This is a genomic window from Streptomyces roseirectus (assembly GCF_014489635.1).
GTDB lineage: Bacteria > Actinomycetota > Actinomycetes > Streptomycetales > Streptomycetaceae > Streptomyces > Streptomyces roseirectus.
Map to the genome: position 1 here is coordinate 8,532,531 of NZ_CP060828.1, position 24,491 is coordinate 8,557,021.

At 72.4% G+C, this 24,491-nt stretch carries 19 protein-coding genes; 4 read left to right on the top strand and 15 right to left on the bottom strand.

The features are described from left to right. Positions 1 to 5: 5 nt before the first annotated feature. Both IAG44_RS36985 and lanKC read right to left on the bottom strand, forming a co-directional pair. Positions 6 to 116 (bottom strand): SapB/AmfS family lanthipeptide, encoded by a 111-nt coding sequence (locus tag IAG44_RS36985; protein WP_055719801.1) that lies wholly within the window; start codon positions 114 to 116, stop codon positions 6 to 8. A gap of 53 nt (positions 117 to 169) precedes the next feature. Continuing rightward, the gene (lanKC, locus tag IAG44_RS36990; protein ID WP_187751430.1) at positions 170 to 2,806 is read right to left on the bottom strand and encodes a class III lanthionine synthetase LanKC; all 2,637 of its coding nucleotides are present in this window, start codon (positions 2,804 to 2,806) and stop codon (positions 170 to 172) included. A gap of 207 nt (positions 2,807 to 3,013) precedes the next feature. Here lanKC and IAG44_RS36995 point away from each other — a divergent pair, with 207 nt between their 5' ends. Next, positions 3,014 to 5,479 carry a SpoIIE family protein phosphatase gene (locus IAG44_RS36995; RefSeq protein ID WP_246562361.1) on the top strand — a complete coding sequence of 822 codons (2,466 nt, stop codon included), beginning with the start codon at positions 3,014 to 3,016 and terminating at the stop codon, positions 5,477 to 5,479. A 310-nt stretch (positions 5,480 to 5,789) separates the two neighbouring features. On the opposite strand, the gene IAG44_RS37000 is transcribed toward IAG44_RS36995, so the two are convergent. Then, on the bottom strand, positions 5,790 to 6,848 hold the full coding sequence (locus IAG44_RS37000) for an alpha/beta hydrolase (RefSeq protein ID WP_187751432.1): 1,059 nt from the start codon (positions 6,846 to 6,848) through the stop codon (positions 5,790 to 5,792). Positions 6,849 to 7,056: 208 nt separating this feature from the next. On the opposite strand from IAG44_RS37000, the gene IAG44_RS37005 reads away from it, so the two are divergent. Next, positions 7,057 to 8,913 carry a cellulase family glycosylhydrolase gene (locus IAG44_RS37005; protein ID WP_187751433.1) on the top strand — a complete coding sequence of 619 codons (1,857 nt, stop codon included), beginning with the start codon at positions 7,057 to 7,059 and terminating at the stop codon, positions 8,911 to 8,913. A gap of 87 nt (positions 8,914 to 9,000) precedes the next feature. Here the strand turns inward: IAG44_RS37005 and IAG44_RS37010 are convergent, their stop codons facing one another. Beyond that, positions 9,001 to 10,245, bottom strand: coding sequence for a YncE family protein (locus tag IAG44_RS37010; RefSeq protein ID WP_187751434.1), 1,245 nt, complete (start codon positions 10,243 to 10,245; stop codon positions 9,001 to 9,003). Positions 10,246 to 10,413: 168 nt separating this feature from the next. Between IAG44_RS37010 and IAG44_RS37015 the strand changes: the two genes are divergently transcribed. Beyond that, complete coding sequence (locus IAG44_RS37015) at positions 10,414 to 11,079, top strand: TetR/AcrR family transcriptional regulator (RefSeq protein ID WP_187751435.1); 666 nt, start codon at positions 10,414 to 10,416, stop codon at positions 11,077 to 11,079. A gap of 146 nt (positions 11,080 to 11,225) precedes the next feature. Here the strand turns inward: IAG44_RS37015 and IAG44_RS37020 are convergent, their stop codons facing one another. Both IAG44_RS37020 and IAG44_RS37025 read right to left on the bottom strand, forming a co-directional pair. Then, positions 11,226 to 12,437 carry a glycosyltransferase gene (locus tag IAG44_RS37020; protein ID WP_187753014.1) on the bottom strand — a complete coding sequence of 404 codons (1,212 nt, stop codon included), beginning with the start codon at positions 12,435 to 12,437 and terminating at the stop codon, positions 11,226 to 11,228. A gap of 225 nt (positions 12,438 to 12,662) precedes the next feature. Then, positions 12,663 to 13,031, bottom strand: coding sequence for a nuclear transport factor 2 family protein (locus IAG44_RS37025; protein WP_187751436.1), 369 nt, complete (start codon positions 13,029 to 13,031; stop codon positions 12,663 to 12,665). A 166-nt stretch (positions 13,032 to 13,197) separates the two neighbouring features. Here IAG44_RS37025 and IAG44_RS37030 point away from each other — a divergent pair, with 166 nt between their 5' ends. Then, a complete protein-coding gene (locus tag IAG44_RS37030; RefSeq protein ID WP_187751437.1) occupies positions 13,198 to 13,503 on the top strand; it encodes a hypothetical protein in 306 nt (101 codons plus the stop codon). 93 nt (positions 13,504 to 13,596) lie between these two features. Here IAG44_RS37030 and IAG44_RS37035 read toward each other — a convergent pair whose 3' ends face one another. The 9 genes from IAG44_RS37035 to IAG44_RS37075 all read right to left on the bottom strand — a co-directional run bounded on the left by IAG44_RS37035 (position 13,597) and on the right by IAG44_RS37075 (position 24,427). After that, entirely contained in the window at positions 13,597 to 14,754 is a 1,158-nt protein-coding gene (locus IAG44_RS37035; RefSeq protein WP_187753015.1) for a type III PLP-dependent enzyme, read from the bottom strand. Between the two features lie 5 nt (positions 14,755 to 14,759). Continuing rightward, complete coding sequence (locus tag IAG44_RS37040; RefSeq protein WP_187751438.1) at positions 14,760 to 16,478, bottom strand: IucA/IucC family protein; 1,719 nt, start codon at positions 16,476 to 16,478, stop codon at positions 14,760 to 14,762. Next, positions 16,478 to 17,644 carry an MFS transporter gene (locus IAG44_RS37045; protein WP_187751439.1) on the bottom strand — a complete coding sequence of 389 codons (1,167 nt, stop codon included), beginning with the start codon at positions 17,642 to 17,644 and terminating at the stop codon, positions 16,478 to 16,480. Before IAG44_RS37045 ends, IAG44_RS37040 begins: the two co-directional genes overlap by 1 nt. After that, on the bottom strand, positions 17,641 to 19,221 hold the full coding sequence (locus tag IAG44_RS37050; RefSeq protein WP_187753016.1) for an IucA/IucC family protein: 1,581 nt from the start codon (positions 19,219 to 19,221) through the stop codon (positions 17,641 to 17,643). The genes IAG44_RS37045 and IAG44_RS37050 overlap by 4 nt, the downstream gene beginning before the upstream one ends. An 11-nt stretch (positions 19,222 to 19,232) precedes the next feature. After that, a complete protein-coding gene (locus IAG44_RS37055) occupies positions 19,233 to 20,378 on the bottom strand; it encodes an ATP-grasp domain-containing protein (protein WP_187751440.1) in 1,146 nt (381 codons plus the stop codon). A 141-nt stretch (positions 20,379 to 20,519) separates the two neighbouring features. Continuing rightward, the gene (locus IAG44_RS37060) at positions 20,520 to 21,554 is read right to left on the bottom strand and encodes an ABC transporter substrate-binding protein (RefSeq protein WP_187751441.1); all 1,035 of its coding nucleotides are present in this window, start codon (positions 21,552 to 21,554) and stop codon (positions 20,520 to 20,522) included. A gap of 31 nt (positions 21,555 to 21,585) precedes the next feature. Further along, the gene (locus tag IAG44_RS37065) at positions 21,586 to 22,398 is read right to left on the bottom strand and encodes an ABC transporter ATP-binding protein (protein ID WP_187751442.1); all 813 of its coding nucleotides are present in this window, start codon (positions 22,396 to 22,398) and stop codon (positions 21,586 to 21,588) included. Then, positions 22,398 to 23,438, bottom strand: a complete 1,041-nt coding sequence (locus tag IAG44_RS37070) for a FecCD family ABC transporter permease (protein WP_187751443.1) — start codon at positions 23,436 to 23,438, stop codon at positions 22,398 to 22,400. The genes IAG44_RS37065 and IAG44_RS37070 overlap by 1 nt, the downstream gene beginning before the upstream one ends. After that, positions 23,435 to 24,427: a FecCD family ABC transporter permease gene (locus IAG44_RS37075; protein WP_187751444.1), complete on the bottom strand. Its 993-nt coding sequence runs from the start codon at positions 24,425 to 24,427 to the stop codon at positions 23,435 to 23,437. Before IAG44_RS37075 ends, IAG44_RS37070 begins: the two co-directional genes overlap by 4 nt. Between the last annotated feature and the right edge of the window lie 64 nt (positions 24,428 to 24,491).

Sequence of the window (24,491 nt, forward strand, 5' to 3'; positions counted from 1 at the left end):
TCTCGTCAGAGACAGAGCAGAACGCTCGCGGCGCTGATGCAGGACAGGAGGCTCAGGGTGCTCTGACCGCCCGTGTACTCCTCGGACTCCATCGTCTGCAGGTCGAGCAGGGCCATGGTGGGCTCCTTTCGGGTAGTCCCGTCGATTCCCGTGGGGACGGGGGTGTGGTTCACGGCTCCGTCGGATGATCCGGAGTCGTGCTCTGGGGCCGCCGCGCGGGCGGCGGGAGGAACGGCAGGTGGGCCGCGTCGGGGCGCTCGGCGAGGGCCGAGGCCAGCGCCAGCAGACAGCCGGCCGTTCCGGTGGCGAGGTCCATGGACAGGCGCATCATCTGATGGCCCGGGAAGGCGAGCTGGCCCTGGTAGGGCATGGCGAGCCAGTCGAGCGCGTCGATCTGCGCGGCGAGCTGGTCGCGCCCGGCGCCGGGCACCGTCGTCCGCGCGAGGTGCAGGATCATCCCGGCGCGGCCCTGGAGCAGTCCGGGCTGGGCGTAGAAGCGGCAGGTGGCGGCGGTGAGGATGCCGGCGCGGGCCCGCTCGAACGCCTCGTCGGACGCGTGGACGAGGTAGTCGTCGAGGACGACGCCGATGCCGGCGCTGCCGTCCCCGAGGTAGGGCATCGTCCGCCAGCCCTCGTCGACTTCGAGGGATCCGCTCGGATGGATCACGCACGCGTCGAGGTCCCGGCGCAGCGCGGTCGCCGCCGCGTCGAGCAGCGCCCGCTCGCCGGTGCGCTCGTACTGCCGCAGCAGGAACAGCGCGGGCCCGCTCGCACCCCGCATGAGCCCGGCGCGCGGCCGTGGCGTGGCGGGCCGGGGCTCGGTGAGCCGAGCCACGAGGACGTCGGCGGCCTCGGCGGCGCGCGCCGTCAGTTCGGACTCGCCGGTGAGGTCGGCGAGCGAGCCCAGCACGAGCCCGAGGCCCGCGAGCCCGCCGTGCAGGTCGGAGGAGAGCTTCTGCCAGCGCTCGCGCAGGATCCCCGAGACCAGGTCGAGGGCGCGTTCGCGGTGCCCGAGCAGGGCGAGGACGTGGGCGACGCCCGCGAGCCCGTCGTACAGGCCGAGCGGCGTGCCCGCCGGCGGCGGCGCCGTGCGGTCGAGGAGCCAGCGCTCGCCCTCCTCGTGCCGGTCGGCGCCCGCCGCGCGCAGCGCGTACAGGACACCCGCCGCGCCGTGCGCGATCCCGAGGCCGCCGCCGTCCGAGAACTGGGCGATGTCACCCGGGTAGAGCCGGTCGGAGCGGTCGGGCGTCGCGGAGGCGAGGATCGCCTTCACCATCGAGTCCCGGCTGTGCGGCCAGTCCGCCGGAGCCGGCCAGGACGCCTCGGCCGATCGTGTGCGCGCGCCGGTCCCGTCCCCGGTCGGGGCCGGCGCGCGGTACGAGAGGCCGCGGGTGATCTCGGCGACCGCCTCGGCCAGGAACTCCCGGGGCACGTCGGGGAACTGCTCCCCGATCACCTCCGCGAGATGCGCCGCCTTGGCCCGGTCGACCACGAACAGCGTCGTCACCGGCAGGAACAGCGCGAGCCGCAGACACGCCAGCGCGTACAGGTCCACGTCCACGCCCCGGCGGTCCGGCGGCGCGAAGAACCCCGGATGCGCCACCACCTGTCGGCCGTTCGCCCGGACCGGGGCCGCCGCCTCGAAGTCCAGGAGACTCACCGACTCGTCGGGCCCCACCATGATGTTGAAGACGTGCAGGTCGTTGAAGACGATCCCGCGCGCGTGGACGGCGGCCACCGCGTCCGCGACCTTCCCGTGGATCCGCACCGCCCACGCGGCGTACGCGGCGACGGCGGCCGGGTCCGGGTCGGGCACCAGCAGCGGATGCCGTTCCGCGAAGAACGAGTTGAGGGGCTTGCCCTCCAGGAAGTCCATGACGAGGAACCGGTGCCCGCCCAGCTCGAACCAGTCCCGCACCTCGGGCACCACCCCGGTACCCGCGCACGCCTCCAGCGCCTGCTTCTCGCGCTCCAGCCGGGCGATCGCGTCGGCCCCGTCCGAGGCCAGCCCCGCGTGCGGACGCCCCTCCTTGAGGACGACCTTCTCGCCGGTCCGCGTGTCGGTGCCCTGGTAGACGCCGCCGCCGTTGGAGAAGTGCAGCGCCTTCTCGATCCGGTACGGCAGCTCCCCGACCGTCGTCGTGTTCCGGGCGGCGAGATGCGGCTGGAGGAACGCCGGCAGTGTCACCCACTCCGGGACCTGGAACGACGGCGCCCTGCGGTCCGGCACCAGCGTCCCCGAGCCGTCGCGCACCGCCGGGACCAGCGAACCCCGCTCGTCGACCACGAACCGCCGCGCGAACGCCCCGTAGCGCACGTACAGCGGGCCGTCGTACCAGCGCAGGTCGGTCAGCACGTACGGGCCCTCGAAGCCGTCGAGGAGGGCGCCGAGCTCACGCAGCACCTCGTGCAGCTGTCCTTCGTCCGCCGGGTAGACGGTGACGAACTTGCCGCTGCCGTCGCGGCCCGCGTACTTCGTGTTGCGCAGGTGCAGCAGGTGCGGACCCGGCACGAACTTGAAGGGGACCCGGCGCGGCACGCAGTAGTCCCACACGATCCCGGCGATCTTCTCCGCGTTCTCGCGGGTCGCCGACACATGGATCTTCCACCCCTGCTCGGGGCCCTCGGCGGGCACCGGCGTCAGCGCCAGCCAGTCCCCGATCCGGGCCGACTCCCAGCCCTGCGGCACCGGCCTGCGCGCCGTCGCGAACCACCCCGCGGACTCGTCCCGGCCGGCGCCCAGCCGGTCCGGCGTCTCGTAGAAGTGCGCGTCCGCCAGCGCGTACACCTCGTACCGCTTGTCCATGCGTCCCCCTCCGTGGGCCGGCAACGAGACTTTCAGGGCGCGGGGGCCGCCGACAGTCACGGCTGTCATGAGATGGACATGCGGAACGCACGCGTAAAGACATGTTCGGGCCGTTTCGAGCGCCCCCGTCCGCCGGAGTGCGCCCTTCCGCCACCGGAGCCGTTCCAGGGGCTGCGCGAACGCGGCGGGGGCGCTGTAATTACGGACGTGGTGACTGAGGGTGGTGCGCGGCAGGGCGGGCGGGCGCCGCGTGCCGAGGTGGCCCTCAAGACCGTCGGCGCCGACCCCAGGTCGCCCGAACGGGTGAGGCGGACGCTGGAGCAGGCGCTCGTCTTCGCGGGCGCCTCCTGCGCCGCCGGCTACGCGCCCGGCGCCGACGGGCTGCTGTGCCTCGTCGACTCCGTCGGCGTGCCCCGCACCCTCTACGGGCTGCGCGAGACCTACCCGCCCGACGGCGGCTCCCCGGCCGCCGTCGCCGTCCGCACCGGGCGGCCCGTACGGCTCGGGCCCGGGGAGCTGGCCGGCTGCGCCGAGTCCCGCCGGATGGCCGCGGCCGAGGTCCACCTGACGGCGCTGCCGGTGCGCGGCGGCTGCCTGGTGGCCGTCGCCGAGCGGCCCTTCGACGCCGAGGACCGCGCCTGCCTGGAACTGGTCGCCGACGCCCTCACCTGGCCCGCGCCGCGTACCGCGCCGCCCGAACAGGTGCCGGGCGACGGGTTCGCGCTGGCCATGGACACCGGGCGCGTCGAGGCCGGCGAACGGCTCCTCGACCTGTTCGGGCTGCGCCGGGAACGCTTCGACGGGCGCGTGGAGACCCTGCTCGGACTCGCGGTGCCCGAGGACCTGCCCGCGCTGATGTCCGTCGTCGAGGCCGACCACATGTCGCTGGGCGACCGCGAGCTGGAGTTCCGGGTCATCGGCCCCGCCGGCACCCCCCGCTGGCTGCGGCTGCGCGGCCGGCTCGCCCCCGCCGAGGCCGGCCGCCCGGCACGGCTCGTCGGGACCATCGCCGACGCCGCCGCCGGACGCCCCGAGGTCACCGACGTGGCCCGCGTCCAGCGCCTCGCCGCCGCCCTGTCGACCGCCGGGACCGTCCGCGACGTCAGCCACGCCGTCGTCTCCGCGCTGCGCGCGCCGCTGCGCGCCGACCGGATCGCGCTCGCCGAGGTCGAGGGGGACCGGCTCGTCGTCACCGTCCTCGACCCGCCCTACCCCGAGTCCTGGCCCGAGCTGTGGCGCCTGGAGTGGCGCGGGGAGTGGCCCGACGCGCCCATGCGGTCCCTGCCGACGCTGGCCGCCGTGCTGCGCGAGGGCAGGGTACGGATCTGGAGCGCCGGCGCCGCGCCGCGCCCGGCGCCCGGGGAGAGTGGCGAGGACGACCTCGGCGGCCTCGAACCGGCGCTCGGGGAACTCGGACCCGGCGGGCTCGCGGTGCTGCCGCTGGCCGCCGCCGGGCGGACGGTCGGGGCCTGCCTCGTCGGCTGGAACGCCCCGCACGACTTCGGGCCCGACGAACGCGCCCTGCTCACCGCGTCCGCCGCGCTCGCCGGGCAGGCCCTCACCCGGGCGCATGCCTTCGACGCCGAGCACGAACTCGTCGGCATGCTCCAGCGCCAGCTCCTGCCGCGCAGCCTGCCCCGGCTGCCCGGCGGCGAGGCCGTCGCCCGGTACCTGCCCGCCACGGCCGGGCTGGAGGTCGGCGGCGACTGGTACGACGTCATCCCCCTGCCCGACAACCACGTCGCCCTCGTCATCGGCGACGTCCAGGGGCACAGCGCCGCCGCCGCGACCCTCATGGGGCAGATGCGGACCGCGCTGCGCGCCTACTCCACCGAGGGGCACCCGCCGGACGTCGTCGTCGCCCACGCCAACCGGCTCCTGCTCGAACTGGAGACGGACCTCTTCGTCACGTGCGTCTACGTCGACGTCGACATGGAGTCCGGGACGGCCTGGTGCGTGCGCGCCGGGCACCCGCCGCCGGTCCTGCGTCACCCGGACGGCTCCACGGAGACCGTCGACGACGACGGGGGGCCGCCGCTCGGTGTGCTGCCGCAGGCCGAGTTCCCCATGACGCCGCTGCGGCTGCGGGCCGGGACCGTCGTCGCGCTCACCACGGACGGGCTCGTCGAGTCGTCCGCGTCCTCGCTGGACGAGGGGTACGAGCGGCTGCGCGCCGCGCTGGCCGGGGCCGACGCGGCCCATCTCGACCTGGTCGCGGACACGGTGCTCGCGGACGCGCACCGGGGGGACGACGTCGCGCTGCTCCTGCTCCGCTACGACGGCATGTCCGTGCGTCCCCTCCGCGAGGGGTGGACCGTCTGGCGCGTCCCCGAGGCCGCCCGGCACGCCCGCCGCTTCCTGCGGCGCACCCTGCGGCGCTGGGGCGTCGCCGAGGACGACATGGACGCCGCCCTCCTCGCCGTCTCCGAGCTCGTCACCAACGCCCTCGTCCACACCGACGGGCAGGTCCGCCTCGACATCACCCTCCTCGGCCCCCGCCTCCGCCTCGCCGTCACCGACACGTCCCCCCGCACCCCGACCAAGCCGACGGGGTTGGGCTGGGAGGCGACCGGGGGGCGGGGCATCGTGCTGGTCGAGGCGGTCTCGGAGGTCTGGGGGACCGTGCCGGTCAGCGGGGGCAAGCAGGTGTGGTGCGAGCTGCGGCTGGGGTGAGGGCGCGGTAGGGGTGGGGTGGATGGGTTCGTCGGCGGGTGCGGGTCCGTTGTGGCTTGTCGCGCCCACGCGGCGGTAGCCGCATATCGATACAGCCCCGCGCCCCTGGGGGCGTGGGGGTGAGCGTTGGATGTGGAGTGGGCGGGCCGCCTGCGGGGCGTCACCGGCCACGCACGTGGCCCGCCGCAGGCGCCCGCCCGAGCACCTGCGGCAGCCGCGTTCAGGTGCTCGCCCCCCGCTTGGCGAGCACCTACCTCTCCCTTTGCGTCGTAGCCCCGCCCACCCGCCGTGGCCGTCGGCCGTCACTGGCTCAGCGTGGGGCCTTCAGCCATTGGCTGAGCAAGGTGAATGCCTCGGGGTACTCCGCCTTCCAGGTGTTGTAGTTGTGGCCGCCGCTGCTCAGGAGTTGGGTGCGGATCTCTACCTGGGTGCCCGCGGCGGCCGCTACGAACTGTTCGATGGAGGAGGCGGGGCTGAGGCGGTCCTGGCGGGAGGTCGCGAGGAAGAGGCTGACGCGGGCCTTGGTGCCCTTGACCATGTGGGTGGGGGCGTTGCGGCGGCGGACGGCGGGGTCGGTGAGGACGGACGTGTCGCCGGTCAGCGGGTCGGGGTCGAGAGCGGCGCCGGCGCCGAAGACCTTGGGGAACTGGAGGGGGAGCTTGACCGCGCAGAAACCGCCCGTCGAGTAGCCGGCGACCCCCCAGCCGCCGGGCCCGCTCAGCGTGCGGAACTTCGTGCGGATGAGGTCGGGGACGTCGGCGGAGAGCCAGGTGGCGACCTTGTGGTCGGGCAGGTCGCTGCAGTCCGTGTCGACGCTGCCGGGGTTGACGACCGGCATGACGAGGATGAAGGGGTGCACCGCCCGCTTGGCGAGGAGGTCGGCGAAGTCACCGGGCATCCCGCCGTGCTCCAGCCAGGACTGGGGCGAGCCCGGCACCCCGTGCAGCAGCATCAGCACGGGGAACTTCTTCGTGCGGTACGCGGCCTCGTGGTACTGCGGCGGCGTCCACACCAGCACCTGCCCGGACAGCAGCGACCGCTTCCCCCGGAAGTACGTGTCGAGCACCCCGCCCTGCGTGCCCTGACTGAACTTGGCCCGGTCGACGGGCGGCCCCGGCATGGTCATCGCGGTCGTGTTGTCCGTGCCCATCAGGTCGTCCCAGGACGCGTAGAGACCGTAGCTGTTGTTGATCCAGACGGCCACCACGGAGATCGCGGTCAACTGGCACACCCCGATCATCACCGCCTGCACGGCCCACCGCACCACCCGCGGTCCACGCACCCTCGCCCACAACGCGATGGTCACCACCACCGCCAGCGCGGTCACAGCGACGAGAACGGCGAAGAACGCCGTACCGGTCAGCGACATGACCACCTCCTGATCCTCAACATCCTCAACCGGACAACTTTGCTACTTCTGTACCAAAGAGACGGGACACGGCCCGTTCATGTTCGTCATGGAACGGTCAAGGATCTTCTTGACCGGCAAGAGACGATCTGGTGGGACGCAAGAGTAGAAACTTACTCATGAGTCAGAAGTATTGACGCTGTTCGGAAATCACCCGACTGTAAGGGACATGCCGAACATCCGGGCACGACTGTTAGCTGTCCTGGTCGTCCTCTGCGGATTCCTGACGGCGCTGGGCTCACCGGCCGGCGCCGCCACCCCTGTCCCCGACTCCCTGCCCTTCGACAACACCCCCCTCACCGTGTCGAACGGCCGCTTCGTCGACAGCGCCGGCCGCGAGGTCGTGCTGCGCGGCTACAACGTCTCCGGCGAGACCAAACTCGACGAGAACAAGGGCCTGCCGTTCGCCTCGGTCGCCGACGCCAGGAAGTCCGCCGCCGCGCTGCGCGCCCTCGGCGGCGGAAACTCCGTCCGCTTCCTGCTGTCCTGGGCCTACGCCGAACCCGTACGCGGCCAGACCGACGCCGCCTACCTGTCCGCCGCCACCGCCCAGATCGGCGCCTTCCTGGACGCCGGCATCCGGGTCTACCCCGACTTCCACCAGGACCTCTACTCCCGGTACCTCTTCAACCCCGGCAGCTGGTACACCGGCGACGGCGCCCCCAAGTGGGCCGTGGAGCTCGGGAACTACCCCCGGGAGTCGTGCGGCATCTGCATCCTGTGGGGCCAGAACATCACCCAGAACAACGCCGTCACCGCCGCCCAGTACGACTTCTGGCACAACAACTTCGGCGTCCAGGACAGCTTCCTGACGACCGCTCAGAAAGTCATGGCCCATCTGAAGCAGAACCTGACGGCCGATCAGTTCGCCGGTGTCGTCGGCTTCGACCCCTACAACGAGCCCTTCGCCGGCCGCTACGACTCCGGTCAGAACAGCCGGAGTTGGGAGCGGGACGTGCTCTGGCCGTTCTACGTGAAGTTCCGCGCCCGGATGGACGCGGCGGGCTGGCAGGACAAGCCGGCGATGGTCGAGCCGAACCTCTTCTGGAACGGCAACGTCAGCAAGCAGGAGGGCGGCCTCCTCGACGTCGCCACCCTCGGCTCCCGCTACGTCTTCAACACCCACTTCTACGACCAGAAGGCCATCTCCGGCATCCTGATGTGGGGCAACGCCTCCGACGGCCAGTACGTCACCGACTTCGGCACGGTCCGCGACCGCGCCGCCGCCACCGGCACGGCCGCGATCGTCAGCGAGTTCGGCCACCCCCTGAACGGCTCGACCGCGGGCAAGGCGCCGACCGTCCTCAAGGCGATGTACCAGGCCCTCGACTCCCGGGTGAAGGGGGCCAACTGGTGGGCCTCGCCCGCCGGTTCGGGCCCGGTGCTGTCCGGCTCGCAGTGGCAGTGGGACATCTACCACGGCCGCCACCACGAGTACATGAACGGCAACCCCGACAAGCTCCTCACCGACGCCGACGCCTGGAACGACGAGGACCTGTCCGCCGTCCGCCTCGACGACTCCGGCAGGGCGGTCCTGCGCCAGGACGGCCGGCTACTCGACCGGGTCTACCCGAGCGCGACCTCCGGCACGACCCTCGCCTTCACCTACGAGGACCGCTCCCGCGACGGCTCGAACGTCCTGACCTGGAACCCGGTGCCGAGTTCCCTGCCGAACGTGTCCTCCCTCGTCGGCTCCGGCCAGTACAGCGTCCACGTGTGGCGTTCCAACGGCGGCTCCGCGCCCACCGAGTTGCACCTCCCGGCGTCCTTCCCGACGGCGACGACCACTGTCGTCTCCGACCTCGGGACGGTGTACGGGCCCGCCGCGTACGGGAGTTCGGCGAAGATCGGGGCCGCCGCCGAGCCCGGCGGTTCGGGCAGTCGGCGTCTGCTGCTGTCCGCCGCAGACTCGGGGACCCTGCACTACGCGCTGGTGACCAACGGGGCGACGACGGCGCCGTCCGCCGCCGCGCTGGCCGCCGCGCGCACCGAGCTGTCCAACTGGGTGGCGCAGAAGTTCGGTTGAGCGCACACGGCGCTGCCCCAAGGCGCTGCCCCCTCGGTGAACTCGCCGAGGGGGCAGCGTTGTTGAGCGTTCTTTGTCGTGCGGGTGTCAGGACGGACTCGTCCACGTGGCGGCCACGTGTCCGATCCGGACCCGCTGCGGGTGGTCGCCCACCGGCACCGACGTCAGCTTCTGGCCGGTCGCGAAGTCGATGGCCGTGACCTGGTCGGAGCCGCTCTCCGAGACGACGCATGCCTTGCCGTCGCCGCTGACCGTCGCCCAGTAGGGCTTGGAGGCGGTGACCAGCGGGCCCTCCTGGAGCGTCGTCCGGTTCACGACGGTCGCGTAGTCGTCCATCGTGCCCGCGACGCACAGCTTGCTGCCGTCCGGGGACATCGACAGCCCGTGGTGGCGCGAGTCGTTGACGAACGAGGTGCGCTCGTCGCTGGTCGCCGCGTTCTTCGGCAGGGTCTTCGTGCGGGTGATGCGGTCGGTGGCGAGGTCGTACTCGAAGAAGCCGTTGAAGAACGACACCTGGAAGTACAGCTTCGACTCGTCCGGCGAGAACACCGCCGGGCGGACCGCGTCCGAGTAGTCGTCCAGGCCGAGCGCGTCCAGCTTCGGGCGCATGTCGATGACCTTGACCTGCTGGTACGTGGTCGCGTCGACGACCGTGATGCGCCGGTCGCCCTTCGTCCAGTCCAGCCAGGGCGCGTCGAGGTTCGTGTTCACGTCCCCGATCGACATGTTGTAGATGTACTTGCCGTCCTTGGTGAAGATGTTCTCGTGCGGCTTGTCGCCGGTCGAGAACTTGCCCAGCTCGCTGCCGGTCCTGATGTCGAGGACGTGCACGGTGTTGGAGATCGAGGCGGAGACCGCGACGCGGGTGCCGTCGGGGGAGACCGCCATGTGGTCGGAGCGGTAACCCGACACCGGGAAGCGCCAGTTGATGGCTCCGGTGGCCAGGTTGATGGAGACGACGTCGGCGAAGCTCGGGCGGGAGACGACCACCGACGCGCCGTCCGGCGTGGTGTACATGTCGTCCACGAACTGGTCGTGGCCCTCGCCCACGCCGTTGCGGATCGCCGTGAAGTAGATCCACTTGATGGGGTTCGCCTGGATCTCGGCCATCCGCTGGTCCTTGTCCGGGATGACGTTGATCCGGCCGATCTTCGCGAAGTCGCCGGTCGACTTGATGACGTCGGCGGTGCCGTCCCAGTTGTTGCCGACGAACAGCACCTCGCGCAGGGCCGCCGCGTCCGGGGCGGCGTGCGCGGAGGCCACGGGGGCGGCGAGGGTCAGGGTGAGGGCGGCGGCCAGGGTGCACAGGTGCCTGGATCTCACAGCAGGCATGGGGGGTGTCCCCTCCTTCGAAGGCGGTGACGGGGGCGTAAGCGGCTCGGCCGGATCTGAAGACGTGCGATTCCAGATCTGACTTACTGGAAAGTAAGGAGGGGGTGGGCTTCGCCACAAGACTCCGGACACGACAAAATTGATCGCGGGAACGAACGAGGAGGGTCATTGGCGGGCAGGCTGAAAGGGCCGACCGGCCGGTACGGCGGGAAGAGCGCGGCAGAACGGCAGGCCGAGAGGCGTCGGCGGTTCCTCGACGCCGGGCTGGAGCTGTTCGGCGGTTCGCCCGGGTACCGGGGCACCACCGTCGCCGCGCTCAGTGAAGCCGCGGGGCTCTCCACCCGTCAGTTCTACGAGGAGTTCCGCACGCTGGAGGACGTCCTCGCCGAACTCCATCTCCAGGTCAACAGCTGGGCCGAGGACGCGGTCCGCGCCGCCTTCGCCACCGCCGACGCCCTGCCCCTCGTCGAGCGCGTCACCGCGATCTTCCGCGCCTACGCGCGCAACGTCACCGCCGATCCCCGCCGGATCCGGATCACCTTCGTCGAGATCGTCGGCGTCAGCCATCGCCTCGAAGCCCAGCGCCTCGCCCGGCGCGCCCGCTGGATCGACCTCATCGTGTCCGAGGCGACGGCCGCGGCGGTGCGTGGTGAGGCCGTCGATCGTGACTATCGCCTGCCGGCGACGGCCTTCATCGGCAGCGTGAACGGGTTGCTGCACGACTGGAGCGCGGGGTGGGTGGAGGCGGGGTTGGACGAGGTGGTGGACGAACTGGTCCGGCAGTTGCTGGGGATTTTGCGGCCGGTGGGGGAGTGGCCTGTGCGGGAGGGGTAAGGGGGTGGGGGGGATCGGGAGTTTGCCGGGTGCGGGTGCGTCGTGGCTTGTCGCGCAGTTCCCCGCGCCCCTGAGGTGGGTGGGGGTGAGGGTGGGGTGTCGGGTGCTGGATTGTTTGTTCGGTCTGAGGGCTTCGGTTCGACGGTTCAGCTCAGGCCGTTCACCGCTTCCAGTACCTTCGCCAGGCCATCCTCCGCGCGGACCTGTGTGCCCAACTTCCTTGCCCGTTCGGTGAATTCGGGCTCGGTGGTGGCTCGGGTCAGTGCCGCTGCCAGGCGTTCCGCTGTCAGTTTGCGCAGGGTCAGGGACTGGGGGGCCACGCCCAGGGAGACCAGGCGGGCGGCCCAGAAGCCCTCGTCGAACTGGATCGGGACCGGGACCGAGGGGACCCCCGCACGGATGCCGGCGGCCGTCGTGCCCGCGCCGCAGTGGTGGACGACGGCGGCCATGCGCGGGAAGAGGAGCGAGTGCGGGACGTCGTCGATCGTCAGGATGTCGTCCGCCTCGGCGGACAGGCCGGCCCAGCCGCGTTGGACGATGCCGCGCAGGCCCGCGAGGCGCAGGGCACGGATGATCTCGGCGCTCAGTGCGGCGGGGTCGGGGACGGTCGCGCTGCCGAGGCCGATGAAGACGGGAGGCGGCCCGGCCTCGAGGAACCGGCGTAGCTCGTCGGGGAGTTCGCCGGCCGTGTCGTAGGGCCACCAGTAGCCCGTGACGTCGAGACCGGGCCGCCAGTCGCTGGGGCGGGGGACGACCAGGGGGCTGAAGCCGTGCAGCAGCGGACGCTGAGGGCGGCGCCGGCGGCGGGGCGGCCGGGGGACGCCCAACTGGGCGCGGACGGCGGGCAGCGCGGGCGCGAAGACGTGGTCCACGGAACGGTCGACGACATGGCCGGCGAGCAGATTGAGATGAGGTCCGAGGGAACCGCCGCCCAGCATCGGAGGCGCGAAGTGCCGTGTGGCGGCGAGGGGTTGGAGCGGCAGATCCAGCGCGGGCAGATCGAGCGCGTCCGCGACGACATGGCCCAGCGGCGACAGCGACGCCGACAACAGCAACGCGTCACTCTCCCGCGCCGCCGCGACGACATCGTCCGCCATCTCCCCCACCAGCGACCGCGCAAGCCGCACCACCCGGGCAAGCTTCCCCAGACCACTGCTACTGCGATGCAACCCCCGCCCCCGCGACGACTCCAACTCCGCACGCGGATCCACCGGCAACGGATGAAACGCCACCCCGGACCCGGCAACCAGAGCCTCGAAACGGCCATGGGTCACCAGAGTGACCTCATGCCCGTCCCGCACCAACGCGTGACCAACCCCCGTGAAGGGAGCGACATCACCCCGAGAACCCGCCGTCATGATCGCGACTCGCACGCCGCACAGTATGCCGCCGAACCCCACCGATCGGGAGGGAGTACGGGTGCGTTCCGCTGGTCGAGCCTTCCCGGGCCTGGAACACGGGCCCGTCGGCCCACACCGTCGGCCCGGATGTCGACTCCGGCGCCGACATCGTCGTCGTGCCCCGGCACCCCGCCGTCCGGGAGCCGTGGTTGCGGGCGGTCTATGAGCGGGGTTGGTGAGGGCTCAGTGCTGCGGCTCCTCGTCCCATGCCTGGACCATGGTTTGCCGGACGATCTTGCCGTCGCGCAGTGATATCGCGGACTCGGCGAGGACGCGTGTGCCGTCGGGGTAGCGGCAGGACTCGGTGTAGGCGAGTTCGTCGCCCTGGAGGACACAGTGTTCGAGGGTGTGGGTCATGTCGCGGCTGTAGACGTCGGCCAGCATGCGGGCGATCTCGGGGCGGCCGTGGAGGACGAGGGGGTGGCTGGGCTGGGTGTTGCGGTCGATGACGCGGATCTCGGCGTCGTCGGCGTACAGGGAGAGCAGCGTGTCGGCGGAGGTCGACTCCTCGATGCCCCGGCGCAGTGTCTCGGTGTCGAAGGTGGTGCCCATGGTGATGACCTCCTGAGGAGGGCCACGGGCCGAGACGGGGACGGCCGTAGGGCCCCCACTGCTACGAGCGTCCTCCGCGACGGCGGCACCGGCAAGCGCTCAGCCTGTCGGGTGAGCGCCGGTCACGACCCGTTACCGGCCGGGTGCCCGGCGCGTTGCTGAGGGCATGATCTCCACTCGACGCATGCTTGCCGCCGCCGCTCTCGCCGCCGGTGTCGCCGGCCTCGCCGCCCCGACGGCGAGCGCCACGGACGCCCTCCCGGACGACGGCAAGCTCAACCCGATCGCCATGCTCGACGACCTCGCCGTCAGCGACATCCCCGCCGAGCACCGTGACCAGATGCCGCGCGTGTCCAGCCAGGTCAGCGAGGTGAAGAAGCTCGGCGGGATCCCGAACGAGCTGGGCCAACTGCACCAGCTCACCGACCTCGCCGCCCCCGTCACGGGCCTGCTCCCGGCCATCGAGGGCTGACCCCGCGATCGAGGGCTGAGCAGACCCCGCAACGGCACCAGGGCCGCCCCACGATGAGGGCGGCCCTGTCGCGTGCTCAGCGCAGGAACGTGCTCAGCGCAGGAAGTGGAACCCCGGCCGGGGATGCATCAGGAACTCGTGGTGCGAGATGTTCCACGCGTACGCCCCCGCCATCGAGAACGCCACCCGGTCCCCGGCCCGCAGCCCGCCCGCCGGGACATGCCGGGCCAGCAGATCCTTCGGCGTGCACAACTGCCCCGCCAGCGTGACCAGTTCACCTTGGGCGACCGCACGGGGCCACGGATGCGGCCATTCCTCGACCGGCAGCACCGAACACGGCTGATCGTGTCCCTTCGTCGCCGGCGTCCGCAGATGATGCGTACCGCCGCGCACGACCGCGAAGTCCTCCCCGTGACTGCGCTTCACGTCGAGCACGTCGGTGACGTACCACCCGCAGTACGCGGTGAGCGCCCGCCCCGGCTCGATACGGAGCGTCAACTCCGGGTGCGCGTCGGTGATCTCGGCCAGCCCCGCCCCGTACGCCGCCCAGTCGAACCGCCGCGCGGGATCCTGGTAGTCGACGGCCATCCCGCCCCCCACGTTCACCTCGGCCAGCGGCACCCCGAGCCCGGTGGCCCAGCCGACGACGGCCCCGGCGACCGCGACCTGCGCGGCGGAGTCGAGCCCGCTCGCCAAGTGCGCGTGCACACCCACGAGTTCGATCCCCCCGTACGCCCCCGAGGCCAGCTCGCGGGCGACCCGCGCCGCCTGCGAGGGGTCCATCCCGAACGGCGTGGGCCGCCCGCCCATCGCGAGCTGACTGCCCGTCAGTGATCCGTCGGGAACAGCGAGGTTGACCCGGATCAGCACCGACACCCGCCGCCCCCGCGCGAGGTGGGCCAGCATCACCAGCTCGGTCTCGCTCTCGACGTGGAACCGCTCGACCCCCGCCTCCAGCGCGGCGGCGACCTCGTCGGGCGTCTTCCCCGGCCCCCCGAACGCCAGCGCCCGACCGGGCACCGCCCGCGCGACATGGGCGAGTTCACCCCCGGACGACACCTCGTACCCGTCGACGTACGGCCCCAGCGCCGCCAGGATCTCCGCCTCCGGGTTCGCCTTGGCCGCGTAGTACACCTCGACCCGCTCGGGCAACGCGGCCCGCACGGCGCCGGCATGCTCCCGCAACGCCGCCAAGTCGTACACGTACGCCGGGAGTTCACCGGCGGAAAGGGACAGCGTGTACGCGTGCACCCGGTTCACCGCGCCACACTCCCCGCGAGGATCGACTCCGCGAGCGGCGAGGCGAGCCGCACGTACCCCGCCTCACGGTCGGCCTTGCGCTCCCACCGCGTGAGCAGGTTGGCCTTGGCCGGCAGCGGCACCCCGGCGAGGAGCGCGGCCAGCCTCGGCGGGCAGCCCTCCCGCGCGGCGTACCGCTCGACCGCCTCCCGCACGGTCGCCCACAAGTCGCCCTCCAGGGACGGGTGGAGGTCGGCGAGCGCCGCGAGCAGTTCGGCGACGTGGTTGACGAACAGGCAGTACACGACCCGGTCCCAGCCGCGCAGCGCGTCGTACGTCATCGGCCCCGCCACGTCGGAGGGGAGCCCGGCGAGGGTGTCGGCGTGGTGCTCGGGCAGCAGCTTGGTCCCCTCCAGGTCACGGAACAGCACCTGCGCCGGCATCCCGGCGGCGTCGACACAGACCAGGACGTTCTGGAGGTGCGGTTCCAGGACGAGCCCGTGGTGGAAGTACGCGGCGAGCACGGGCGGGAGCAGCAGCTCCAGGTAGGCCGCCCACCAGTCGAGCGCCGTCTCGGGGGAGCCGTCCGGCAGCAGCCGCCCGATCTGCGCCCCGCTGACCGGGAACTCGTCGGCGACGGCCGCCGCGAGCAGCGCCGTCGCCCCGGGAACGAGCCGCCTGGGCAGCCCCTCACGGACGATCACCCCGAACCCCTCAAGCAGCTCCCGGTCGGGCACGCCGTTCGGGCCGGGCAACGCGAGGGAACGGTAGGCCGGTTCACGCAGCACCGCCGCCCCGGGGAAGCGCTCCGCGAGGTCGTCGAGCGCGGGCGCCAGCAGCCGCGTCAGCGCCACGGCCCCGGTCAGCTCGTAACTGCTGTTCTTGCGCAGGCAGTTGGTGATCCGCACGTTCAGGCTGAACTTGAGGAACGTCCGGCCGTCGTACAGGGTCCGCACGGACGCCGTCGCCGCGAACTCCCGCCCGCCGGTCCCGAGGTCCAGCACGTCACCGCGCTCCAACGCGGCCCGCAGCAAGGGATGTTCACGCAGGTGCTCGTACTGCCAGGGGTGCACCGGCAGCAGCCGGTACCCCTCCGGCACCTCACGCAGCGCGTCCAACTCCTCGTCCGCCCACGCCTCGGCGCTCTCCCCGGCCGTCAACTCCGGCCGCACGGCGAGATACCGCAACGGGAACACCGCCCCCGCCTCCGGCGCGAACGCCGCCCAGTCGTGAGCATCCCCGGTGCGCGCCTTCGGCGTGGGATGGAACCGGTGCCCGAACAGCAACGCCTGCTCGGACGCGAGATAGGGATCCCCAACGTCCGTACCGCGTACGGACGTCAGCGCCGCCTCCACCGCGTCATGACTGGACGCGACCTGCGCGAGGAACTCCTCGTTGCGCACCCCCGTCCGCAACGACAGCTCGTCCTGGGTGAGTTCGGCGAGCCGGCGCCAGCCGATCTCCGTCCACCCGTCGCGCCGCCGCTCGGTGACGGGCCCGGCGAACCGGTGGGCGCCGAACAGGGACGTGCGGCGCAGCGCGACCCGCAGGAGGGCCCCGCAGCGCGGCAGGCGCAGCAGCAGGTGGCCGTCGGCGACGACGCTCTGGTGCTCGGGCCCGGAGACCTCGCGCAGCAGGCAGTTGAGGAGGGTGTGGGCCACGGCCCCGTCGGCGCTGGGAAGCCCCGTGTCGGCGGTAGGAAGCCCCGTGGTGGCGGAGTCTGCGAGGGAGTGCATCAACGGCTCCAGCGAGTACGCGGTGCGAGGAAGAGGGTCGCGAGGGCGGTGACGGCAGCGGCGGCGCCGCCGGTCAGCACAGGGGCCGCCGGCCCGAACCGGGCGCTGCCCGCGGCGGCGGCGATACCGGCGGCGACCGCGCCGGCCTTCGAGAAGAACTCCAGTGACCCGAACATCCCGCCGGGCGCCCGGCCCCGCGCGCAGTCGGCGGCCAGCACGGACAGGCAGACGAGCCCCAGCGTGAGCCCGCCGCCCAGCACGAGCCGCACGAGGACCAGCGAGGTCAGCGACCCCGCCACCCCGTGCCCGGCCAGGCCCAGCGCGATCAGGACGAACCCCAGAGCGAGCCCGGCCAGCGGTCGGTCCTTGAACGCCGAGTGCACCGGCAACGCCGCCACCAGATAACAGAGATGAGGCAGCGCGAACAGCACCCCGGACAGCGCCGAGGACGTCCCCGGCACCCGCTCGTCGACCAGCGAGATCAGATAGGGGAAGGAGATGACGGTGGAGAACACGAACGCGCACTCCAGCGCGTACAGCACCGGCAGCGGCACGACCGGCGTGTGCGCGACGGCCGACTCCGCCTCCTTGACGGCCTGTCGGCCCCGTTCCGGCTCCGGCAGCAGCGCGAGCAGCACCGCCGCCGTCAGCGGCAGGACGGCGAGCAGGGCGTACTGCCGGTGCGGCGAGATCCAGCCCGACAGCGAGCCGACCACGATCGGCGCCGCGACCAGCGCCGCTCGCGCGCTGCCCTGCATCAGCGTGAGCGCCCGCGACAGCGCGGGCCCCTCAAGGGCCGCGCCCAGATAGCCGTTCGACGCGGCGAACGTCCCGCCGAGGATGCCCTGGAGGACCAGCGCCAGCGTGAACGTCAGCAGCGAGTCCGCCCACCCCGCCAGCAGGAACGACAGCGTGAGCCCCAACTGGGCGCGCAGCAGCAGCCGTTTGCGCCCGAACCGGTCGGCGAGCCGCCCCCACAGCGGGGCACCCAGCGCCCCGAACACGGTCGGCACGACATACAGCACCCCCGCCCAGCGCGCCTCACGGTCCCCCAACTCCGGCAGGATCTCGGTGAGATACGGAGGCAGCCCCAGCGCCGCGAACGACGCGACGAAGTAGCAGCCCGCCACCGCGAACACCTGCGGGCGCCCGAACGCGGCGCTCATGAGCCCGCCCGCAGAAGGTAGTTGGGCCCGTCGGTGTAGTGCTTGTTCACGTCGGCCGCCCCGGACCGCTCCTTGGACAGCAGCGTCCCGGCCGACACCATCGCCTTCACCGGCAGCCGGGTCGCCTCCAGCACCCGCTTGCGCAGGACAGCGCCCGCGTCCCCGCCCAGCCGCTCGACGGCCTCCGTGAGCCGGTCCCGGACCAGGTCCAGCAGCGCGGGGTCACCGAGCCCGAACGCGTAGGCGCCCGCGCAGAGGTGGAGCGTGATGGTCGTGAAGACGTCGGCGACCGGGCCGTCGTCCGTGGTGAACGTCCGGGGATCGTCGAACTCCGGGACGTATCCGAGGCGTTCGGTGTTGACGCGCGGCCCGTCGTCGTCCTTGAACAGCAGCTTCATCGTGCCGGGTGCGAGGACGACCGAGACGTTCTGCTGGTGCGACTCCAGGGCGACGCCGTACCCGAAGAGGGTGGTCTGCCAGTCGAGGAGCAGCGTGAACAGGGCTTCGAAGAAGGCGAGTCGATCGCCGCCGAAGTACCGGTCCGCGAGGTGGTCGACGACCGGACGCCCGCTCGGGGCCTCCGCCAGCAGCGCGGCCAGCGGCACGGCCGTCTCGCTCGGCAGCCGCCGGCACAGCACGGCGAGGAGTTCGTGCCCGGCGTGCGCGTACGTCGTCTCGTCGGCGTGCAGCACACGCTCCCGGAACCGGGGTTCGCGCTCAAGGACCGCCTCCACCAGCCGCTGCCCCGCCACCCCGTCCACCAGCGTGCCCGGCTTGATCGAGCGCTTGTTGCGCAGGCCCAACGTCGAGGTGGCCAGGGGGAGTTTGAGGTGCAGGGAAGGATCGCCGACGACGGCGACCGTGCGCATGGAGAGGGTGGGGACGACGTCCAGGTACGGGACGTCCGAGACGACCACGTCCAGCGCGCGGACAGCGTCGACCGTCAACGGGTGCACGGGGAACGGGACATGAGTGTCCGTCAGCTGGGGCAGGCCCAGCGTGTCGAGGGTCGGCCACACCTCGGGCAGGGTGCCGCTGAAGGTGACCGTCTCCCGGGGGACCGCGACCCAGCGCAGGGTGAACCGAGGGTGGAACTCGGGTGCGTACAGCCGCAGTTGCGCGGGGGTGAGGCCCGCCCGGCCGCGTGCCGTCGGATACACCGGGTGATCCAGGCGGGCGGCGAGGGTGTCGAGGGCGAGCGTGGGCCAGTCGGCGGGGTCGTCGCCGTACCGCGCGGCGAGCGCGCCCAGCACGTCCGAACGCGTCTCGTCGTGCAGCCGTACGGTCTCCGCCGTCTGCCGGCATTCCTCCGCGAACGCGTCGAAGCCCGCCCGGTCCTCGGGCTCGGCGAGGTCGCGCAGGGCGGCGAGGACGGCGTCGAAGGAGGTCAACTCGGCGCCGTCGCGCACCAGAAGGGGCAGCCGGGCGGTGTGGTCGCCCTGGAACCCGTCGGGCCGGACCGGCAGCAGCAGCCCGCCCCGGCTGATCCACGGCCCGTCGGGACGCTCGACCAGGGTGCCCCGCGACCGCAGCCCCACGACGTCCTCGCGCAGCAGCGCGCCGAGGACCCGCAGCATCAACGCGGCGCTCACGGCTGGATCTCCCAGCGCCGCTCGGCCAGGAACGCGGCGGCGGCCTTGTCCACGGTCTCCTGGTCGGTCCCGGTCGCGCGCAGCACTCCCAGGTAGTCCCGGTTCGTCCGGTACAGGGGGTGCGTCGAGCCGGTCTCGCGCAGCGGACGGTACGTCAGGCGCACGCCGTCCACGTCGAGGTCGGTCGCGGGCGGGGCCGACACGAGGGTGCCCGCGCGGTCGGCGCACGGGTAGTCGAGCCGGGCGGCACCGTCGCGCCGGGCGCCGAGGTCGGCGGGGAGAGCCTGACCCAGGTGGACCTGGAGGACGTGCTCGAAGAGCGGGATGTCCAGCAGGCGGGCCAGCAGCAGGTCGCACTGGTCGCCGATCGCCCGGTAGTTGACCTCGATGATCCGCGCGCGGCCCTCGTGCACCACGAACTCGGTGTGGCAGATCCCGAACCCGACCCCCAACGCGTCGAGCTGCGCGAGGACTTGCCCGACCACCGGCGCCGGATGCTCCGGAACGAACGTCATCCGCTCCTCGATGAACACCGGCGGCGCCGACACCTCGGTGTGGAACCCGCCCAGCACATGCCGGACGTGCCCGTCCCCCAGCGTCTCCAACGTGTACAGCTCGCCCGGCAGGTACTCCTCGACGACCAGCACGCTCCCCGGCCGCCGCGCGAAGATCTCCCCGGCCCGCGCCACCAACTCCTCGGGCCCGCCCACGAGAACGACGTCCTCACTGGCGACCCCTTCCCGGGGCTTCAGGACACAGGGGTACGGCGCGTCGAGCGCGACGGGCGCGCTGATCTCGACGGACCAGACATCCCCCAGCCACCGCCGCATCTCCGCCTTGTCCTTGCACCGCAACGCGGCCCGCCAGTCCTTCCCGGGAAGCCCGAAGTAGTCGGCGGCGAGGGCGGCTTGGACCTGAAGATGATCGCTGTTGGTGAAGATCCCGTCCGGCCGGTGATGCCCGGAGACCGCCGAGACAACAGCCCGGAAGTCCCGCACATCACAGGCGAGCACATCCAACCCGGGATAAGACTCAGGCTGATCGGTGAGCACAGTCACCTCAAGCCCGAGCCGAGCAGCAGCGGGCAGAAATCCATCGGCGACGGAATCAGTGGGGTTGAGGGCAAGAAGGTAGAGACGCACAGGTGAGGGGCTTCCGCTCAAAAGTTGGGGGGGAGACGAGGTTTTTAGGGGCGCGGGGCTGTGCCGATATGCGGCTCCGCCGCGTGGGCGCGACCAGCCACAACGGACCCGCAGCCGCCCCACACCCCGCAAAACCACCCGCTACTGCGCAGCCGGCAGCGCAACCCCCGTCGCCTTGGCGACGTCCTTCAGCATCTGCTCCGCCGCCTGAACCCCGATCCCGGACATCCACGTCTCATCCGGAACGTTGAACACCTTCCCCGCCTTCACGGCAGGCAGGGACTTCCACACGGGGTTGGACGTGACCTGCTTCTCCTGCGTCTTGTCCGGCGTGTCCGCGGTCGTCACGAAGATCAGATCCGCGTCGGCCTGATCGATCTGCTCGGGGCTGACGTCCTTCATCGTCACCGTCGGGTCCGTGGACACCTGGGAGGACGGCCGGGCGAACCCGATGTCGTTGAGCACGACCCCGCTGTAGGAGTTGGACTGGTAGAGCCGCGTGGGCCCGGCGATGAACCGCACGACGGAGACGACGGGCATCTTCCCGCCGTCCTTCTTCTTGATCTCCGCGCCGAGCGCGGCGGCCTGCGTCTCGTACTTCTTCAGCGCGGCGGCGGCCTCGGCCTCGCGGCCCAGCGCCTGCGCGTGCACCGCGAGGTTCTGCTTCCAGACCCCGCCGGTGGTGGCGGTGAACACGGTCGGCGCGATGGCGCTGAGCTTGTCGTAGACCTTCTCGTGCCGGACCTTGGAGGACAGGATCAGGTCGGGCTTGAGCGCGGCGATCTTCTCCAGGTTCGGTTCGAGGAGCGGACCGACGTCCTGGGTGCCGCCCAGCTCGCCCTTGAGGTAGGTCGGGAAGCCGCCCTCGGTCTTGAAGTGCGGCGGCACGGCGCCGACGGGGTCGAGGCCGAGCAGCGTCACGTCGTCCAGCTCACCGGTGTCGAGGACGACGACCCGCTTGGGCTTCGAGGGGATCTTGACGTCCCCCATGGCCGTCTTCACGGTTCTGGGGAAGCCGGCGGAGGCACCGGGCGACGCATCGGACGCGGCCTTGGACGAATCGTTTCCGCTGTCGCTGCTGCCGCACCCGGTGAGGACGAGGGCGCCGAGCACGACAGCGACGGGAACGGCCTTCAGCTGACCGATTTTGGGCAGGGTGGAGCGCATGGCGAACATGGAGGGTTGGTCTTTCTCTCGGTGGGACGGGTCAGTCGCGCGACGCGGCGGAGTGCCGCACCGCACTGCTCTTGGGGATGACCAGCGGGGTGCCGGTCTCCGGATCGGGGACGATCCGGCAGTCGACGTCGAACACGGACTTCACGAGTTCCGCGTCGAGCACGTCGCCGGGCGGCCCGGCGGCGGCGAGGCGGCCGTCCTTGAGGACGACCATGTGATCGGCGTACCGGGCGGCCTGCCCGAGGTCGTGCAGGACCATGACGACGGTCCGCCCGGCCTCGGCGTGCAGCGAGGCCACGAGGTCGAGGACGTCGAGCTGGTGGCGCAGGTCGAGGAACGTCGTCGGCTCGTCGAGCAGCAGCAGCTCGGTGTCCTGGGCCAGCGCCAGCGCGATCCAGGCGCGTTGGCGCTGCCCGCCGGAGAGCTGGTCGACGGGCTGGTCGCGCAGCGCGGCCGTGCCCGTGCGGGCCAGCGCCTCCTCGACGGCGGCCTGGTCGGCGGCGGACCACGGGCTCAGCAGCCGCTGGTGCGGGTAGCGCCCGAGCCGGACCAGCGCCTCGACGGTGATCGCCTCGGGCGTCACCGGCTGCTGCGGCAGCAGCCCCATGCGCCGGGCCAGCGTCCGCGCGTCCATGCGGTGGATGTCGGCGCCGTCGAGGGTGACGGTCCCGGCGGCCGGGGTGAGGAGCCGGCTCAGCCCGCGCAGCAGGGTCGACTTGCCGCACGCGTTGGGCCCGACGATCGCCGTGACCGCCCCGCCGGGCAGCGTGAGGTCGAGGCCGTCGACGACGGTCCGCTCGCCGTAGCGCAGCCCGAGTCCCTGGGTGGTGAGCTGGTTGGTCATCAGGTGTTCCTCTTCACGTTCACGGGCGAGGACTGCCGCAGCATCAGCACGAGCAGCCAGGGCGCCCCCAGGGTCGCGGTCACGGCGCCGACGGGCAGCCCCTCGACCGGCAGGAGGTGCTGGACGACGAGGTCGGAGGCGAGCAGCAGCACCGCCCCGGTCAGCGCGGCCAGCGCGAGCGTCACGGCGGTCGGCGGCCCCGTCAGGAACCGCACGATGTGCGGCACGGCGAGCGCCACGAAGGTGACGGGCCCGGCGAGCGCGGCGGCGAGCGAGGCCAGCACGACGGCCAGGACGAGGAGTTGCAGGCGCGCCCGGGATGTGTTCAGCCCGAGGGCGCCCGCCGAGTCGTCCCCGAGGTCGAGGACCGCGAGCCGCCGGTTCATCACCAGCGCCACGCCCAGCGCGACGACCATCGCCGACGCCCCGCCCCACACCTCGGTCCAGGTCCGCCCGTACACCGATCCGGTCGTCCACTGGAGCGCGGACCCGGCGAGTTCCGCCGGGAAGCGGACGATCATCAGGTTGACGCCGGCCGCGAGCGCCGCCTGCACGGCGAGGCCGGTGAGGACGAGGCGGGTGACGGCGAGTCCGGAGCCCCAGTTGAAGACGCCGAGCAGCAGCGCGGCGAGGAGGCCGCCGCCGAGCGCGCCGAGCGGGATGAGGGTCTGGGCGGCGCCGGTCGCCAGCAGCGCCACCGCGCCGAGGGACGCGCCGCCGGTGACGCCCATGACGTCCGGCGAGGCGAGCGGGTTGCGGAACAGGCGTTGCAGCACGCACCCGGCGGCGCCGAGCCCGGCTCCGGCGACGATCGCCGCGAACGCGCGGGGCGCCCGGAACTCCTGGACGACCAGGACGTCCCCGGGGTCCCCGAGCCCGACCAGCGCGCGCAGGGCGGTGCCGGCGGGGATGGCCATCGTGCCGGTGGTCAGGGAGAACGTCAGCAGGGCGACCAGCAGGGCCAGTCCGGTGCCCGCGAGGACCAGGACGCGCCGGCGCCGGCGGACTTGGGGTGGAACCTTGACGGCGAGCGTGCTCATCGGGCCGCCTTCCGCGCGAGCAGGGCCAGCAGGGGCGCGCCCAGGAAGGCCGTCACGATGCCGACCTCCAGTTCGGAGGGGCGGATCACCAGGCGGCCCAGGACGTCGGCGGTGAGCAGCAGCACCGGCCCCGCGATCAGGCAACCGGGCACCAGCAGCCGGTGATCGCCGCCCAGCAGCGGCCGCACGAGGTGTGGCGCGGCCAGTCCGATGAACGCGACCGGTCCCGCGACGGCGACCGAGGACCCGGCGAGCAGGACGACCGCGATGCCGCCCGCGAGCCGTACCCGGCCGACCGGCACGCCCAGCGCGGCCGCCGCGTCGTCGCCCAGCGCGAGGGTGTTGAGCGCGGGGGAGACGGCCAGGGCGAGCAGGAGACCGAGGATCAGCGTCGGCAGCACCTGCCACAGCGCGGACAGCGGGCGTTCGGCGAGCGACCCGGCGAGCCAGAAGCGGGCCTCGTCCAGGGTGCGCTGGTTGAGGAGCATCACGGCGGACGTCCAGGAGAGCAGGACCATCCGCAGGACGGTTCCGCCGAGCGCCAGGTGGAGGGGGTTGATGTCGCCGGAGCGCCGGGCCAGCGCCTGGGCGAACAGGGCGGCGCCGGCCGCGCCCGCGAAGGCGAACCAGACGTACTGCACCGGGGTGTCGAGCCCCAGCGCGTAGATCGCGACGACGACCGCGAGGCCCGCTCCCGCGTCGATGCCGAGGGTGGTCGGCGAGGCGATCGGGTTGCGGGTGATCCCCTGCGCGACGGCACCGGCGACGCCGAGCGCGGCGCCGACGAACAGGCCGATGACCGTGCGCGGCAGGCGCAGGCCGGTCACGACGAGGGCGTCACGGCCGTGCGCGTCGCCGAACAGCGCGCCGGTCACGGTCGACAGGGGCACCGAGCGCGCGCCGAGCGCGAGGCTCAGCGCCGCGCACAGCACCAACGCGCCGATGCCCAGGGCGAACAGGGAGATGTGCCGGAAGGCACGGGAGGACACACCTGTGGGTGGTGTGTCCCGAAGGGTCGCAGTCACGAGGGGTGAGCTTAGGTTAGGCTTCCTT

Bases quoted from the DNA above. Each gene is read 5' to 3' on its own strand.
- IAG44_RS36985 (WP_055719801.1), bottom strand. From the start codon at position 116: ATGGCCCTGCTCGACCTGCAGACGATGGAGTCCGAGGAGTACACGGGC.
- lanKC (WP_187751430.1), bottom strand. From the start codon at position 2,806: ATGGACAAGCGGTACGAGGTGTACGCGCTGGCGGACGCGCACTTCTAC.
- IAG44_RS37000 (WP_187751432.1), bottom strand. From the start codon at position 6,848: ATGTCGCTGACCGGTACGGCGTTCTTCGCCGTTCTCGTCGCTGTGACC.
- IAG44_RS37005 (WP_187751433.1), top strand. From the start codon at position 7,057: ATGCCGAACATCCGGGCACGACTGTTAGCTGTCCTGGTCGTCCTCTGC.
- IAG44_RS37010 (WP_187751434.1), bottom strand. From the start codon at position 10,245: ATGCCTGCTGTGAGATCCAGGCACCTGTGCACCCTGGCCGCCGCCCTC.
- IAG44_RS37020 (WP_187753014.1), bottom strand. From the start codon at position 12,437: ATGACGGCGGGTTCTCGGGGTGATGTCGCTCCCTTCACGGGGGTTGGT.
- IAG44_RS37025 (WP_187751436.1), bottom strand. From the start codon at position 13,031: ATGGGCACCACCTTCGACACCGAGACACTGCGCCGGGGCATCGAGGAG.
- IAG44_RS37030 (WP_187751437.1), top strand. From the start codon at position 13,198: ATGATCTCCACTCGACGCATGCTTGCCGCCGCCGCTCTCGCCGCCGGT.
- IAG44_RS37040 (WP_187751438.1), bottom strand. From the start codon at position 16,478: ATGCACTCCCTCGCAGACTCCGCCACCACGGGGCTTCCTACCGCCGAC.
- IAG44_RS37045 (WP_187751439.1), bottom strand. From the start codon at position 17,644: ATGAGCGCCGCGTTCGGGCGCCCGCAGGTGTTCGCGGTGGCGGGCTGC.
- IAG44_RS37050 (WP_187753016.1), bottom strand. From the start codon at position 19,221: ATGCTGCGGGTCCTCGGCGCGCTGCTGCGCGAGGACGTCGTGGGGCTG.
- IAG44_RS37060 (WP_187751441.1), bottom strand. From the start codon at position 21,554: ATGTTCGCCATGCGCTCCACCCTGCCCAAAATCGGTCAGCTGAAGGCC.
- IAG44_RS37065 (WP_187751442.1), bottom strand. From the start codon at position 22,398: ATGACCAACCAGCTCACCACCCAGGGACTCGGGCTGCGCTACGGCGAG.
- IAG44_RS37070 (WP_187751443.1), bottom strand. From the start codon at position 23,438: ATGAGCACGCTCGCCGTCAAGGTTCCACCCCAAGTCCGCCGGCGCCGG.